The sequence below is a fragment of the Nitrosomonas sp. TNE100 genome, assembly GCF_055387135.1.
Genome location: NZ_AP040997.1, coordinates 66,775 through 81,338, shown reverse-complemented (window position 1 = coordinate 81,338; position 14,564 = coordinate 66,775). Strand labels below are relative to the sequence as shown.

The 14,564-nt window shown below is 51.5% G+C and carries 8 protein-coding genes and 1 pseudogene; 3 read left to right on the top strand and 6 right to left on the bottom strand.

Annotated features, from left to right (window positions below; genetic code table 11):
- Nucleotides 1-29: 29 nt before the first annotated feature.
- From ACZ5EJ_RS00390 to ACZ5EJ_RS00375, 4 genes are read right to left on the bottom strand one after another with little or no spacing between them, the layout of a single operon-like run.
- Nucleotides 30-1,199 (bottom strand): DUF3322 domain-containing protein, encoded by a 1,170-nt coding sequence (locus tag ACZ5EJ_RS00390; RefSeq protein WP_218117882.1) that lies wholly within the window; start codon nt 1,197-1,199, stop codon nt 30-32.
- Nucleotides 1,199-4,615 (bottom strand): ATP-binding protein, encoded by a 3,417-nt coding sequence (locus ACZ5EJ_RS00385; RefSeq protein ID WP_464557253.1) that lies wholly within the window; start codon nt 4,613-4,615, stop codon nt 1,199-1,201. Before ACZ5EJ_RS00385 ends, ACZ5EJ_RS00390 begins: the two co-directional genes overlap by 1 nt.
- Nucleotides 4,605-5,282 (bottom strand): DUF4194 domain-containing protein, encoded by a 678-nt coding sequence (locus tag ACZ5EJ_RS00380; protein WP_074456010.1) that lies wholly within the window; start codon nt 5,280-5,282, stop codon nt 4,605-4,607. Before ACZ5EJ_RS00380 ends, ACZ5EJ_RS00385 begins: the two co-directional genes overlap by 11 nt.
- 50 nt (nt 5,283-5,332) lie before the next feature.
- The gene (locus ACZ5EJ_RS00375; protein WP_074456011.1) at nt 5,333-6,808 is read right to left on the bottom strand and encodes a DUF3375 domain-containing protein; all 1,476 of its coding nucleotides are present in this window, start codon (nt 6,806-6,808) and stop codon (nt 5,333-5,335) included.
- 208 nt (nt 6,809-7,016) lie between these two features.
- Here ACZ5EJ_RS00375 and ACZ5EJ_RS00370 point away from each other — a divergent pair.
- Nucleotides 7,017-7,441, top strand: a pseudogene (locus ACZ5EJ_RS00370) (transposase); the annotation flags it as partial.
- Nucleotides 7,442-7,534: 93 nt separating this feature from the next.
- Here the strand turns inward: ACZ5EJ_RS00370 and ACZ5EJ_RS00365 are convergent.
- Complete coding sequence (locus ACZ5EJ_RS00365; protein ID WP_464557252.1) at nt 7,535-8,272, bottom strand: hypothetical protein; 738 nt, start codon at nt 8,270-8,272, stop codon at nt 7,535-7,537.
- 230 nt (nt 8,273-8,502) lie between these two features.
- On the opposite strand from ACZ5EJ_RS00365, the gene ACZ5EJ_RS00360 reads away from it, so the two are divergent.
- Complete coding sequence (locus ACZ5EJ_RS00360; RefSeq protein ID WP_074456013.1) at nt 8,503-10,587, top strand: AarF/UbiB family protein; 2,085 nt, start codon at nt 8,503-8,505, stop codon at nt 10,585-10,587.
- A gap of 13 nt (nt 10,588-10,600) precedes the next feature.
- On the opposite strand, the gene ACZ5EJ_RS00355 is transcribed toward ACZ5EJ_RS00360, so the two are convergent.
- Entirely contained in the window at nt 10,601-10,774 is a 174-nt protein-coding gene (locus ACZ5EJ_RS00355; protein WP_166484983.1) for a hypothetical protein, read from the bottom strand.
- Between the two features lie 111 nt (nt 10,775-10,885).
- Between ACZ5EJ_RS00355 and ACZ5EJ_RS00350 the strand changes: the two genes are divergently transcribed.
- The gene (locus tag ACZ5EJ_RS00350; RefSeq protein ID WP_074456014.1) at nt 10,886-14,281 is read left to right on the top strand and encodes an ATP-binding protein; all 3,396 of its coding nucleotides are present in this window, start codon (nt 10,886-10,888) and stop codon (nt 14,279-14,281) included.
- Nucleotides 14,282-14,564 lie beyond the last annotated feature (283 nt).

Below are 14,564 nucleotides of genomic sequence, written 5' to 3'. Positions count from 1 at the left end.
TTGAAAATCCACCCAAATATCATATCGCATCACAGCTGATCAATCCGTTCACGTACCCAGCCAAAGCCCAGATGCTCCTGTTCCAGCCTCAGCCCCTCACGGATACGGTTGTCACGCAGAGCATCGTATAGATCCGATTCTTCCTGAGTTAATCGGTGCAAATCATTCCGCTGTGGTTTGTCTTCCCGGCCCCAGAAAGCAGTGTGCGCCTCAAGAGTCGCGCGATCCATCAGCAGAGATGAAACATGCGGAAAATGGCTGCGCAGTTGATCAAGAATGGCGAAGCCGTGAGTGTCGATATCTCCCCAGTAATGGATCACACAGCGATCCAACCAACGGCTCCGAGCAAGCGCTTCCCAACCGTAGCCGGAGCCGAAAACAGCCATGGCAGCAGGGACATTGGGCAAAGCCAGAAAGTTGATTTCATTTTCAGTGATAAACACCCGTTGGATACCAATGGTCAATCGGCTAAAGCTACCAGCATCCAGCGTAATATCCGGACAACAGATACCCACGATGATTTGTATTTCAGGATCCAGGATACGAAAACGAATCCTGGCAGGCTTTTCTACAAAGCCATAGCGGGCAGCAAATCGGGCAATACCAGTCTGACTGGCATCCACGTTGTCGACAGGCAATGCCAGATCAAGCAACTCAGACAACACTGCACGTTGTGCTTCAATAAACTTACTGTGCACGCCAGGCACATCCACCTGACGCAGATAAATCCCCGGGCGGGGATGATTTGCAACCCAGTCCACCACTGCCAGTAAGCGCAACCACTCGGCCTCCAGTTCCAGCGCCTGCAAGGGTCGTCTTTCCAGCCAGGGCAACAGGGATGGATATTGCTGTCGCGTCGCCTCAACCAATCTGGAAAACCGCAGCCAATCATCGCGTTTGCCAAGCCAGGTCAGTGCATCATCCATCGAATCGATCCAGACACTGGCAGGCAGCTTCTGTAAACCCTGCACCCGATGGCGGACTTCCTGCCATTCCACACGCAAGCGATTAACATTGGTCAGTTCCGCAACCCATGTGCGGACAGCATCAAATCGCTCGGTAATGTCTGTCGAACCTGGCGATTTGAGCGTCAGGCGCAACGGAAAGCGCGTATTGCCAGTGACAACATCACGCAGCAACTCACCACGCACCCATAACCGTGCCAACTGTGCTTGCAGATCTTTCGAGCGAGTCCACATCACTGTGGAAATTTGTGGGCAATGGATGCTTGCACAATCGTTGTGTCTTCGTCTTTTTGCGCCCGGTACTCCTCGATAGACAGATTACGTAGGCGAGAGGCGCGGCCACCTTCGTTGTGTACAAAACCCACGCTGGAAACGAAGGGCTCAATGATGTGGATTTTCTGCAGTGGTGTAACGATCAGTAGTTGCAGATTAAGCTGCCGGAACAGCTTCAAGCCGTATTGGGCCGATTCGTCCGAGCCGCGTCCAAATGCCTCATCAATAACCACAAAGCGGAAAGAACGTGAACGTACCGCACCCCATTCCAGACCGAACTGGTAAGCCAGGCTGGCGGCCAGAATAGTGTAGGCCAACTTTTCCTTCTGGCCACCAGATTTACCACCGGAATCCGAATAATGCTCATATTCGCTATTATCCGCACGCCACCGTTCACTGGCCGCAAACAGAAACCAGTTGCGCACATCCGTCACTTTGGCCGTCCAGCGTCGATCCTGCTCCGACAAACCTTCGCGACCACGGAACCGATCAATAATCGCCTTAACCTGCAAGAATTTAGCCTCGGAATATTGCGCATCGTCAGATCCGGTTACTGCGCCCTCGGTACAAATGCGCAATTCCTGCTGGAAATCACGAACCTCTGCATCGGGGCTGGTCTGCGATTCCAGCACAATGTAGCGTCCTGGGTTATAGTCGATCTCACCCAATGACCGGTTGATATGAACAATACGGTCCTTAATGGTTTCGCGTTCACGCGCCAGCTGAGCGTTGAAATTGGCAATCTCATTAATGGTATTGACGTTCAGCAGCTCCTTGAAGCGAGCAACAAAGCGCGGCAAATCATCCCGATTCAGCTGACCGAGCAGATTTTCATACTCAAACGCCGCTTCCAGGCTGGCATCGATTTCAGCGGTTTCAAGTTTAAAGACCTCCTTAAATGAGGTCATCATCTTGATGATCTTCTCGGCCAGGCGTTTGACTTTCTGATCCTCAGCATCAATTTTACCTTGCAACCAGGCGCGCATATCCTGTTCACGGTTATCGCAGGATCCCACCGTCAGCTGATGTTCGCCCAGCGCCTCGGCACGCAAAATTTCAAGGGTAGCCGCAAAAGCAGCATCAATGACGACATCCTGAATCAGTATCACCGTTTGTGCGCGCAACTCTTTTGTATCCGCAAGGCGTTGTTCCACTTTGGCGCGACGGTCGCGCGCAGCATGCAACTCCCCCTCGGTTTCCTTGAACATTCGCTGCAATTCCCGCAGACGTTCATTCAATTGTTTGAGAACGTCGGAAGCCTGTTCCAGTTTTCGGTGCTCATCTTCCAGTGCCGCGATGTCTGTTGCCACACTGATCCAATCGAGTTCCTCAAAACTTGTAAATTCCTCCAGTCGTGTGAGTGCATCCAGTCGCACCTGCAACACTTTACGCTCTGCATCAATCTTGCCGATCTGGCTGCCAACTTCGCTCAGACGAACTTCAAGCTGGCGTTGTTTGGCTTCCAGCGCTGCGATCTTGGCACCGTTGCTCCAACCCAGCACATAGCGGCTGCGATCGTCGATGCGGTGCCGATCATCTTTTTCGTGCCGACCACTCGGATCCTTGATCTGCCCGGCACGGGTGATCGCACGTGTTTCACGACGAAACTGCTCCTGCGTTACACAGCAGGCCACATCAAAGCGATGCGCGAGCTCGCGTTCCAGCCAATCGTAATAGAGTGAATCGGGTTTGATCGAGAGTTTTCTCACCAATGAATCGCGGTTCAGCTCTGGCAGATCGGATGGCTTGCGGGCGCGCACATGAAAATAGACCAGACGGCCGCGCAAATGACTACCATCCACCCACTCCGCCACTGCCTTGTAGTGTATGTCCGGCACCAGCAAGGCTAGCCCGAAACCACGCAGCAGACGTTCGGCTGCACCTTCCCAGTCACGTTCATCTTCACGCACCTGAATCAGCTCACCAGCAAAAGGCATGGCATCAATATCCAACCCCAGTGCGGTGCACAAAGCAGCACGGATCTGGATCTGCTGATCATCGATATTGCTGCGCCGACGTTTAAGACTGTCGATTTCAGCGGTCAGCAACTCGTGTTCCTGTTTACCCTGACGCAAGGTCACTCCCTGCTCGGTCAGGGTGTTTTGCAGATCTGCATCGCGGTTGCGGGTTTCTTCACGCCAATCCTTGAACCGGGCATACTGTACGGCAAAAGCAGCTTCATCTGCTGCGGCGGCCACAGCCCCATCATCCAGAACAACAATCAGTTCGCGGTAACGCTCATCTTTAGCCTTGCACGCATCCCGGCGCTGCTCCTTTTCACGAATATCGCGCGCCAATCGTTCCAGACGGTCTCCACCGTTATCATTGATCGCCTGCTTCAGCTCATCGAGCTGACCACCTTGCTCTTCACGTATCGTATCCAGCCGCCGCACCTGCGCATCTGCCCTGTTCCATTCTTCATGTAATAAGCCCAGGCGTTTGTCCAGCAACTCCAGCTTCAGCCGGCCAAAGTAACTCCGCAGGCTGTCGCGACAATAACGCAGATGAGCCATCTCCGCTACCAGCTCGCTATGCTGCTTACAACCAGCCACCAGTGGTGTAAGTAGTTCCACCTGCTGTTGTGCCTTGAGTACAGCCTGATGTGCGCGATTGAGATCATCAAAATGGCCAATCAAGGCCTGAATACGCGGAGCGACTTCAAATGGCTCTAACATGTGGCTGCGCACAAAATCGGTCAGATTGCCGACTGATTTCATTGATACTGTCTGATGGAATAATTCCAATGCCTGATCATTCTCAATCCCAAAACGGCGCCTGAACCACGCGGCATAGGGCGGAAAGCTGTCACGCAGCTCTGCACCCGATCCGCGCAGCCGCTTGCGCAGGGCAGTAATATCGGTGCCAAAATTGGAAAAATCCTCCACAATCGACAAATCACGTTCAGTTCCCAGAAAAAAACGAGCAGGCTGCCCCTGTGCTTCCTTCATCCAGAACACCTGCGCCAGCGTCACTGTCTGATCGTAGCCCGCATTGTGGAACACGCCGAGGATGACGGAATAGTTATTATGGCCGCGCAAACTAACAGGCTTGGCCGCACCAGTAACTTCGTTGCGCTCGGACTTGTAATGTCCGAGTACATAGGAACGCAAGGTGCGTTCCTTACTGTCCGCGCCCGCTGCCTTGTTATAGGCGATCCGGTTGGCAGGAACCAGCAAGGTAGTAATCGCATCTACCAGCGTGGATTTGCCAGAACCAATGTCGCCAGTAAGCAGGCCATTTTTGCCATCAAGCTGCAGCGTCCAGACGCGATCGTCGAAAGTACCCCAATTGAATACCTCCAGCCGGGTAAGCCGGAATCCCGACAAAGCATCGTCCGCCACAAAATTCAGATTCAAGGTCTGTGGTTCACTCATCATGCACCTCCTTGGCGGATACCGCGTCCGAGAGGGTTCCCGACAAGGCAGTCTGGTATACCGCCAGCCGGGTATCGAATTCGGCCAGCCATTGTGCGTCGACAAAAGCCTTGAGAATGCGCCGTACTTCAAAGCTGATCTCTCCTGCTGAACTTCCGCCGACAGGCTTGAGCTTGCGCAGGAAACCTAATTCCACCACCTTATTAAGTGTGGCTTCGATCTGATCAATCAGCCTGGCCTCATTAGTTCCATCCGGCAGAAATACTCGCACCAGCTCCACAGCCTCATCGCGGGAAAGCACCAGGCGTGTGTCACCGCCTCCAGCATCAAATTCAGCCAGCTTTTTGCGCAGCAAAGCCAGCAGTAAACTGACCGGAAACGACAATGGGCGCCGTACAATCAATCGAGGCAGACGCGGCGCCGGATCATCCTCTGAAGGTTCTGCACGGCTTTTCAGGAAAGCGTAACCTTCAGCCTCGTCCAGCACCAGATCCAGATTGAGTACCGCCACATAATCACGCACGCGGGCTTGCAGGTTCAGCAACGCTGCCCACTGGCGCTCATCCTGCTCACGATACTGAACACCCTTGAGCAGCCCGATTAACAGCACTGACAGATCCGGTTCTCTGACTGGTGTATTGTCGTCATTGCTACTAAAATCTTCTTCCATCACTTCCCTGTTTTTCTCAAACTGATTTTTGGTAATACACTAATTATTTTTCATGACAGGTGCATCAAAATAACCCGTGGTAATCGCGCACATCGGTTAATGGGCTCACCATTGACCGCCAGAGATTGCCAGTGAATAAATTCCAGAGTGTTTTCATCAATCACCGCGTTAAAGTGATCACTCCCCAACTGCAGATAAGCTACCAGTTCAGCCAAACCATGCTGTAAAGGTCGAGCAGTAATCAGTTCACGCAGGGTGATCTGAGCTTTATCCTGCAAGGCATGGCGGATATGGCGAGTTAATTGCGCTTTATCCACAATTACCTGCTCGAACAAGATAGAAGGATCTATATCCACGTCACCTGCCTGCAAAGCAAGGTTGGCGATAACCGGTTTTACAGCGGGGGTGAACAAGGGACGCTCCATGACCAGCTCAATATCAGCCTGCGCTTGTGCTATCTCCATCATCGCACCTGATGGTGGCCAATCTTTACCCCAATGGGCACGCAGTGCCAATGCCCTACTTTCGATACCATGCAGAATATCCATGATACGGCGATTTTCCAGCCAGGCCTGATCATCCAGGAAACGGCGCAACTGCTGTGATAAAACCGCCACAGTACGCTGGGTATGTTCCCCAGCTTCCATCCAGTCATAATGCACGCGATGCGTACGCACATCAGGTTGCAAGGTGGCCACGGCCGGAAGCGCAAGTACTCGTTCCAGTAATTCGGTCAACTCTTCCTGCCGGCGGCTGGACAGCAGAAAATCCCAGAAGGCGCGAAAGCTTTTGCCCTGATCAGAATCGGCAATGGCATCACGTTTGCCCATGATTTCTTCCAGTAATTCGCCCTTGTTACCTTCCCACAGGGCGATGCGTTCGCGTACACGCCGGTCGAGCTGGCGAAAGTTGTGTTCCACCTCGCGAAAATCGGTGAGCAGCTCACGCGCACCCTGCATAAACTGCTGAAAACGATCCCTGATTGCCGTGTCATCCAACAGCGGAACCTCACCCGACGTTATCCGTGCAATCTCGGCATCAATCTCCTCACGTTTTTTGTGCAGCTCGGTAATACGGATGGCTGGATCGGCTTCGCTGCCTTCACTCATTTGTTTAAGCAGATCAAACAGCGTGAGCAAGCGTGATTCAGTCCCGACAAACCGTCGCTCAGACAACTGCTCCAACCAGGCAATCGCTTTTTCAGTGGCCGGTGTGAGATCGAATTGCGCTTCGTCCGTGCCTGTTTTATAAAACTTGCGCAACCAGCCTTTATCCGGCGCTGTCCAGTCGTTCAGATAATCTAGTGCCGACTTGGGAAAAGCCGCCTCACCCAACTGCTGACGCAGGGCATACAGCTCATCCTCCAGTGCTTCAGCCAGATCTGCCGCCGCCATCACTCGCACGTTAGGCACCACAAACACGCGATGCAGGAAGCTCGCCACCAGCGGTGCATGATCCGAGCGCAACAACCGCCATGCCGGATGATGGTTACGTAAAGTATCGAGGGCAGCGAAATCGAGAAACATCAGCGAGCGATCAATCCGGGAAATTTGTAACAAACAAGCACAAGTAATTGATAAAACACTAAGTGACCTTGATATTGCTATTTTGGAAAAAAACTGCCCTCAGTCCAAAAGAAAATTTCACTTATCAATGGATGAGCCGAATCCACGGGCCGACCAATAGATTTGGTCGATTTGAGATCAGAGCCCCGTATTCGGGCTGGCAGAAACATACAATGCAGGTAAGAAAGTGTCCGGAATCAAACGAGACAACATATTGCTGTTGACACCTTGGGATTGCCTCACACCATTGCTGCGACAACCTTGCGGACGTTACCGATCGCAAGGGCACTATTGCTGCATTAACGCCAAGCATCCCGACTGTCCAGTCGTATTGTGAGCATACTTGCGGATTCTGGCTATACAGGTCGACCATTTACCGAGGTAGTCAGGTCGTGTTTGGGTGAGGTGATCACGGTGCAGATCACCAGGAGAAGTGAACCGCACACTTTTGCGGTCATTCCCGGGTGTTGAATTGCGAAACTAACTTTTTCATGGCTGGAAAAATACCGGCGATTATGGAAGAACTGCGCGCGCAAACTCAATACCAGCCTGCAATTTATCCACCTGATACTTTTAACGCTATTGCCCAAAAGAGCACAAACAGGTTCTAAAGAGCCGGAAAGGTTCAAGATCAATTCATACCAACATATTGTGGGACTAAACAGCTAGTATCGTATCTAAAGGTCTTTAAGCAGCTTTCTTTATAAGACTTGCGAAACGGTTGGCCTGTTTCCCGACAACTTTCAATAAACGGCTTGGTGAATCTTTACAAAAACGCTCAATATTTTTCATGCCATCAACAATACTGTAAGTACCAGAAGGAATAAAATCGGGACTCAAGTAATTTGTCAGCACAAATCTGGTTCTATTTTTGAATTCTGCCAGGACTGGCTCTCGACCGTACATTTTAACTTCTTCCATAAGCTTGAAGCTATTGATAACGAAGTTCTTGTAAGGCCCAAAGACATGAGAAAGATCAGCGGTGCGCACAGCTTTAGCTGTGTTACCAAGCTCTTCATCTACATTTTCTGGTAGCTGTTCACCCATCCTTGTAAACATTATGCATGTTTGAACATCTCGAATATATGATTCTTCGAACCCGTAATTTTGCAGGAGGACATTCATTATATGAGCTGAATACTCCTCTTTACTGCCATATTTTTCCCAGACAGGTGCTATGAGGTCATGGGGGAAACCAGCGTCATGCCCCATATAAGCAATTTTGGCCATGAAAGAATTGATTAGGTTGCCTTTGGCCTTTTCCTGCTTACAAAGGTCGTCGATGATACCAAGACCGTGCTCAATATGTTCATCCCAGTTGTGATAGGGTAAACGCGGCTCATAAAATGGCTTTAAATCACGCGCGAGCAACTCCAAAAAACTAGCTTCATCTTGAAGTTCATCGTTTAATATAACGAATTCCATACGACTTGATTATACCTGTACGTTTCTGCATAACAAAGATTGCCGGAGGCCAGGAACGTTGACTCATGTAAGGTAACTCTGAGAAAAAAGATGTTACGTAACCAGCATCTATTGGCTGTTTCAGATCAATAGCACGCTGATAAGCGTTTGGGCAGGGTGTTTAAACACCCTGCCACCCAGGCTGATCCTGTCATATCGATGCTATCCCTGCTCACCACTCTACAACATTTATGAAAAATCATCTGGAGAGTAAAGTCATAAAACGCGTGATGGTAGGCACCGACCGCTCTGAAGCCGCCGACCGAGCTGTCCAGTGGGCCGCTGGATTTGCCGACCGCTACAATGCGGAGCTGTTCGCGGTTGAGGTAGTGGTGCCGCAGTATCCGTCCGCCACAGAATTCGGCGAAGCCGAACAAACGCGCGCTGCGGCAGCCAACAACGATTTGGCACACTTTGTGCGGCAGGTTGCCGGGGATCGCGGGCATGCTTTGGTCGTCATTGATACGGATCCGGCATTGGCAATCGTCCGCGCCGCTGAACAGAAGGCAGTCGATGTCCTGGTGGTTGGCAATTTTGGCATGGCAGGTCGAAAAAAGTTTTTGCTCGGTAACATACCGAACCGCATCAGTCATAGTGCCCATTGCACCGTGATTATTGTAAATACCGCGCATTCTACTGGTGAGCAGACATCGGGTTTGGCTCGAACTCACCTATCCGAGGGTGAAATCCCGCCTTTTGAGCCTCGACTGGCAGCCCGCGCTACGCATATCGCAGCTGTAATAGCGAAACATGGCCTCAAACTGTTCGGCCAATCTAACGAACCAGATATATCTATCCGCCGTCAGCAAGCCAAGCGCTTACGAGCAGCCCTGGAAGAGCTTGGCCCGATATTCTCGAAACTCGGACAGGTGTTGTCAACTCGCCCGGATCTCCTTCCAATTGAATACATTGAGGAGCTTTCTTTGTTGCAGTCCCGGGTGCCGCCGATGACGGAAAGCGAGGTGGTCCAAGTTTCCGAGCAGGAATTGAGAGTCCCCTGGGAGGATGTATTCAAGTCGATTGACCCGAAGCCTCTCGCCGCTGGCACGATCGCTCAGGTCCATCGTGCAACGCTCGAAAGCGGTGAACGGGTCGTAGTCAAGGTTCAGCGACCGACTGCTCGCACGGATATCGAACAGGATCTCGCCCTCCTCCAGGTGTTTGTGAAGAAAGTCGGAAAGCGTCCTGCGCTCAATCAGGTGATTGATATGGAAGCCGTGTTCAAACATCTCTCCACCTCGCTCCATAGTGAACTCGACTTCCGTCAGGAGGCCGACAACATCGAGCGCATGCAAGTGGTGCTCGCAGACTATAATCGCCTTGCCGTACCCAGCGTACACCGGGATCTGTCCACGTCTCGGTTATTAGTAATGGAAGAGATCCAGGGTATACCGATCAGGCAGGCGCCGGCTGGTCCAGCGCGCATCCAGGCTGCTCGTCAACTGTTGGAGAGCTACTACAAACAGATCATCGTCGATGGCTTCTTCCATGCCGATCCCCACCCAGGCAATCTGATGTGGTGGAAGGATTGCATCTATTTTCTTGATTTCGGAATGGTCGGTGTGGTAGGAACCGATCTCCGTGAGCATCTCTTGTTAATGTTGATGGCTCTATGGCAGGAAGATGCGGCGTTTCTCACCGATGTCACATTCATGATGACGAGCGCCGACAATAGTAGCACCCTCGATGTGGCCCGATTCCAGAGTGAGATCGGGGAAGTGATGGCAAAATATCGCACTGCCTCGCTTGCCGAGATGCAGATCGGGCCGCTTCTACAAGAAATGAGCGCGGTCTCGTTACGGCACGGAGTACCGCTACCAGCTTCGCTCACGCTCGCCATCAAGGCACTCGCGCAGGTACAGCTGGCGACTGCCGAGCTTGATCCAGCACTCGATCCGTATGACGTAGCGGGAAAGTATCTGATGCGCTTGATGGCCAAACGCATGGGTACCGCGTTCAATCCGAAGACATTGCTGTATCAATCTCAGAAGTTGAAAGTACGAACCCTGCGCATGATCGAAGCAGTTGAAAATTTCGTTGGTGCCCGCCCTGGCGGCCCAAAGCTTGTGGTGAATTTCCGGGCCAATTCGCTGGAGGATATAGTACGCCATACGGGACGACGACTAGCGCTCGGCCTGACCGCTGCGGCAAGTATCCTGGCCAGTGGATTCACAGCAGCGTCAACGGTTACTGCCGAGTGGGTGCCGATAACATTCGGGATCGTCGGAGGCCTGCTGACCCTTGGCCTGGTTATCGATCTGCTGCAAAGGCATTGAAGACAAAAATAGTTTACGATGGCGGGCTGTTCAGTGCCGAAGATTTTGTGCCACTACGCTTGATCGAACGCAACACGGCTTTCTCGATCACGTAGGCGATGACCGCCATTACCATGCCTACCAGTTGACGTTCCATTTTTCGAGTGAAAGATCCTTTAGGAATCATATTTTTGGAAGCGTTGTTCATCACAAATCTATTATCGATTAAAGGATTACGATCCGCAACGAGTAACTTCCTGCACTTAACTCAGTTAATCCTGTCCATGGCAGGCCGGAATATCTACCATCGACTTTGTTCATGACGAATGATCACATATCAGAATGGCTGGATAATCTTGGCCTAGGTATATATCGCGAGTCGTTTCAGCAAAATGCGATCACTTGGGATGTCCTGCCCGAGCTGAATGAGGGCGATCTGGAGGCGCTGGGTGTTTTGCTGGGACATCGGAAAAAAATCTTGCGCGCGATCGCTCAATTGTCGCAAAACACTGAGGTTATGGATTCGAGGCCTATGCCCGCTGACGTCATTCAGGAGGAGCAGCTATTCCGTCCAGAACGGGATCAAGCAGAACGCCGACAGTTGACGGTGATGTTTTGTGATCTTGTGGATTCGACAGCACTGTCCTGCCGATTGGACCCTGAAGACCTCCAGGATGTGATCCGACGGTTCTTGGACGCCTGTAGCCAAGCAATTGACCGGCTCAATGGCTATATCGCAAAATACATGGGGGATGGGATGCTGGTTTATTTCGGGTACCCCCATGCCTATGAAAATGATGCGGAACGAGCGGTCCATGCTGGACTGGCTATTCTGGATACAGTGGGGGAACTTAATCGAGACAACCCCCATTTACAGTTTGATATTGCTGCACGAATCGGGGTCGCTACTGGTCAAGTCGTAGTCGGCGAGCTAATAGGACAGGACCTTGCCAAGGAACGGTCAGTGTTTGGTGAAACCCCAAATCTCGCCGCCCGCCTCCAGACGCTGGCAAAACCCAATCAATTGATCATTGATCCAGCGACGAAACGGCTTGTCGGAAATGAATTCGAATTCCTGGATCTCGGCTCCTTTTCGCTGAAAGGGTTCGACACACCTGTCCAAGCTTGGCAGGTTCTGAGTACCAGGCTGTCGGTCAGCCGGTTTGAGTCCTATCGATCCAGCCACTTAGCCAAATTTGTAGGCAGAGAACAGGAGATCTCGCTCCTGTTGGGTCGCTGGCGCGAGGCCATCAGCGGTGAAGGACAAGTCGTGCTCCTATCCGGTGAGGCCGGCATCGGAAAATCGAGAATCGTCTGTAGTTTATGTGAGCGCCTCAAAGATGAACGGTATCAGACGATTCAGTTTCAATGTTCACCCTACCATACCAATACGGCGCTCTATCCGGCCATCAATTTTCTGCGGCAAACAGCGGGACTCGCAAGTCATGACAGTGCCCAGGCACAACTGGACAAGCTCGACGCCCTGGCTATCGAAGGCAGAATCGATAGCCAGGAAACGGTTTCATTGCTGGCAGATCTGCTCTCGATCCAGGGAGATCATCGGTATCCGCTTCTCAATGTGCCATCCGAAAAACGCAAAGACATGACACTGGAAGCACTTGTGCACTATCTACAAAGGCTGGCCGATCGTTGTCCACTGTTGTTCACGGTGGAAGACGCCCATTGGCTTGATCCAACAACGCAGGAACTCATGACGCGAATCATTGGCCGCATTCGGCAGATGCGCGTGTTGTTGTTGATCACAACTCGCCCCAACTTCAAGCCGTTGTGGTCGGAATATAGTTACGTGACGTCCCTGACGCTCAACCGACTTCCACGTCGGCATAGCGCTGAACTCATTGCGGCGATAACAGGAGGAAAAGTGCTTCCGCCCGAGGTGCAGCAGGCCATTCTGGCCAAGGCCGATGGCATACCCCTCTATATTGAAACATTGACGGAAAATGTGCTTGGATCTGGGCTCCTGATCGAGGGCAACAATTCATTTACTCTGAAGGGCCCACTAAAGGGATTGCCCATTCCAGACAGTCTGCAAGCGTTGCTCATGGAACGGGTGGATCGGTTAGGGTCGGCCAGGGAAATTGTGCAAACCGGTGCGGCAATAGGGCGCGAATTTACCTACGAGCTGTTGCGAGCCACTGTCGAAGTGCCGGACAGCGAGTTAAGGAATGCACTCGACCTGTTCGTTGCTTCCGGGCTCGTTCTTCAAGAGGGCAAGATACCTCTTGCGACATACTACTTTAAGCATGTCCTCGTCCAGGAAGCGGCCTACAGCATGTTACCCAAGAAACCTCGGCGCATGCTTCATGCTCGCATTGCCAAAACCCTGGAGAGCCGGTTCCCAGAACGGGTAAACATGGAACCGGAACTCTTGGCTTATCACTTGGAACAGGCAGGTTTGATTGGTCCGGCAGTTGATTATTGGCATCGCGCGGCCCGTAGAGATGCGAAACAATCAGCCAATATCGAATCGCTTAATCATTTTAACAAAGCACTGGATTTGCTAAAGGAACTGCCGCAAGGCCCGGAGCGAAATGCCCTGGAATTGGAACTCCTGCTTGCACGCGGAGGCCCATTGCTGGCCGTCAAAGGATATGCGTCCGACGAAATGGAACGTAATTATCGAAGAGCGAAGGATTTGTTGTCGGAGCAAAGCAGTTCCGTGGACCAATTTCGAGTTATTCGGGGATTGTGGGTCGTTCTTATGCTCAGAGGGCACCTCGTCCGTGCGCGCGGCCTGGCTGAAGATCTCTTGGCACTGGCTCACCGCGAGCAAATAGCAGAACTGCTGATTGAAGCTCACCATGCTTTGGGCGCAATCAACTTATTTTCTGGTCGGTTTGACGAAGCCAGAACCCATCTGTCCGCCGCAAAATCCCTTGACGTTCCGGATGAACACCGCTCACAAGTCTTTTTCTACGGGCAAGATTCAGGAATAAGCGCGAGGATTCTGCTGGCCAGGACGTTATGGATATTAGGTGAGATTGAGCAAGCCGAAACGTTGGCATTGGAGGCGATAGGTATGGCGAGGGCGCTGGAGCACCCATTCACTCGTGTTTTTACGCTCATTTTTCTTGCCTGGATCTATGCCGGCGCCCACAACGCGAAGAGAACGCTGGAGCTCACCGATGAAGCAATTACGGTTTCAACACAATACTCATTTGAATTGGGGTTGGCGTGGGCGACAGCCTCTCAGGGTTGGGCATTGGCCGAAATTGGACGGGAGGAAGGCCTCGTCAAATTAATTAATGGGATTGCTGCTACCCGGGCCACAGGTGCGATTACCAACAACACGTCTACATTGGCGTTACTGGCAGAAATCTATTTACGCAGAAATAGAATTGACGAAGGATTGGTCGCCATTGAGGAGGCACAGAAACTTGCTGTTACTGGAGGAGAATTGTTTTGGCAAGCGGAGTTGTTTCGATTGAAAGGCGAACTGTTGCTCGGACAGTCCGAGCAATCAGTCCAAGAAGCAGAGGAGTGTTTGTGTGAAGCCTTAAAGATCGCGCAGGATCAGTATGCAAAAATATTTGAACTTCGAGCCGCCACGAGCCTAGCTAAACTTTGGAGAAAACACAATAAAGCAGACGATGCCAAACGCATCTTAAATGCGGTGTACTCCAGATTCAATGAACGCGTAGACAACCTCGACTTGATTGAAGCGAAAACAGTCCTTGAACAGCTGGGTGCGTGAAATCGCTGCTGTTGTAATCTGGATTTGAAGTTCAACGATACGAGCCTGTATAGCAAGATAGATCATCATTCTACAATTATGCCTTTTTGAAGCGCTTGCGATCATTGCGATTTTGCCAGCAACGCGGCTCATGGAGGATCCGCGCAGAGGTCCCATAACTGTGGCTTATCGCGAACAACATTTGATCAATTTCAAAGACTTTGCCACCCAGATTTTCTAATATGCCTACCAACAAATATCAGAAAATTGACAGACAAAATCATCCTGGCTATGAATGTAATTG

Coding starts and splice junctions, on each gene's coding strand:
- ACZ5EJ_RS00390 (WP_218117882.1), bottom strand. CDS start 1,199: ATGTGGACTCGCTCGAAAGATCTGCAAGCACAGTTGGCACGGTTATGG.
- ACZ5EJ_RS00385 (WP_464557253.1), bottom strand. CDS start 4,615: ATGATGAGTGAACCACAGACCTTGAATCTGAATTTTGTGGCGGACGAT.
- ACZ5EJ_RS00380 (WP_074456010.1), bottom strand. CDS start 5,282: ATGGAAGAAGATTTTAGTAGCAATGACGACAATACACCAGTCAGAGAA.
- ACZ5EJ_RS00375 (WP_074456011.1), bottom strand. CDS start 6,808: ATGTTTCTCGATTTCGCTGCCCTCGATACTTTACGTAACCATCATCCG.
- ACZ5EJ_RS00365 (WP_464557252.1), bottom strand. CDS start 8,272: ATGGAATTCGTTATATTAAACGATGAACTTCAAGATGAAGCTAGTTTT.
- ACZ5EJ_RS00360 (WP_074456013.1), top strand. CDS start 8,503: ATGAAAAATCATCTGGAGAGTAAAGTCATAAAACGCGTGATGGTAGGC.
- ACZ5EJ_RS00355 (WP_166484983.1), bottom strand. CDS start 10,774: ATGAACAACGCTTCCAAAAATATGATTCCTAAAGGATCTTTCACTCGA.
- ACZ5EJ_RS00350 (WP_074456014.1), top strand. CDS start 10,886: ATGACGAATGATCACATATCAGAATGGCTGGATAATCTTGGCCTAGGT.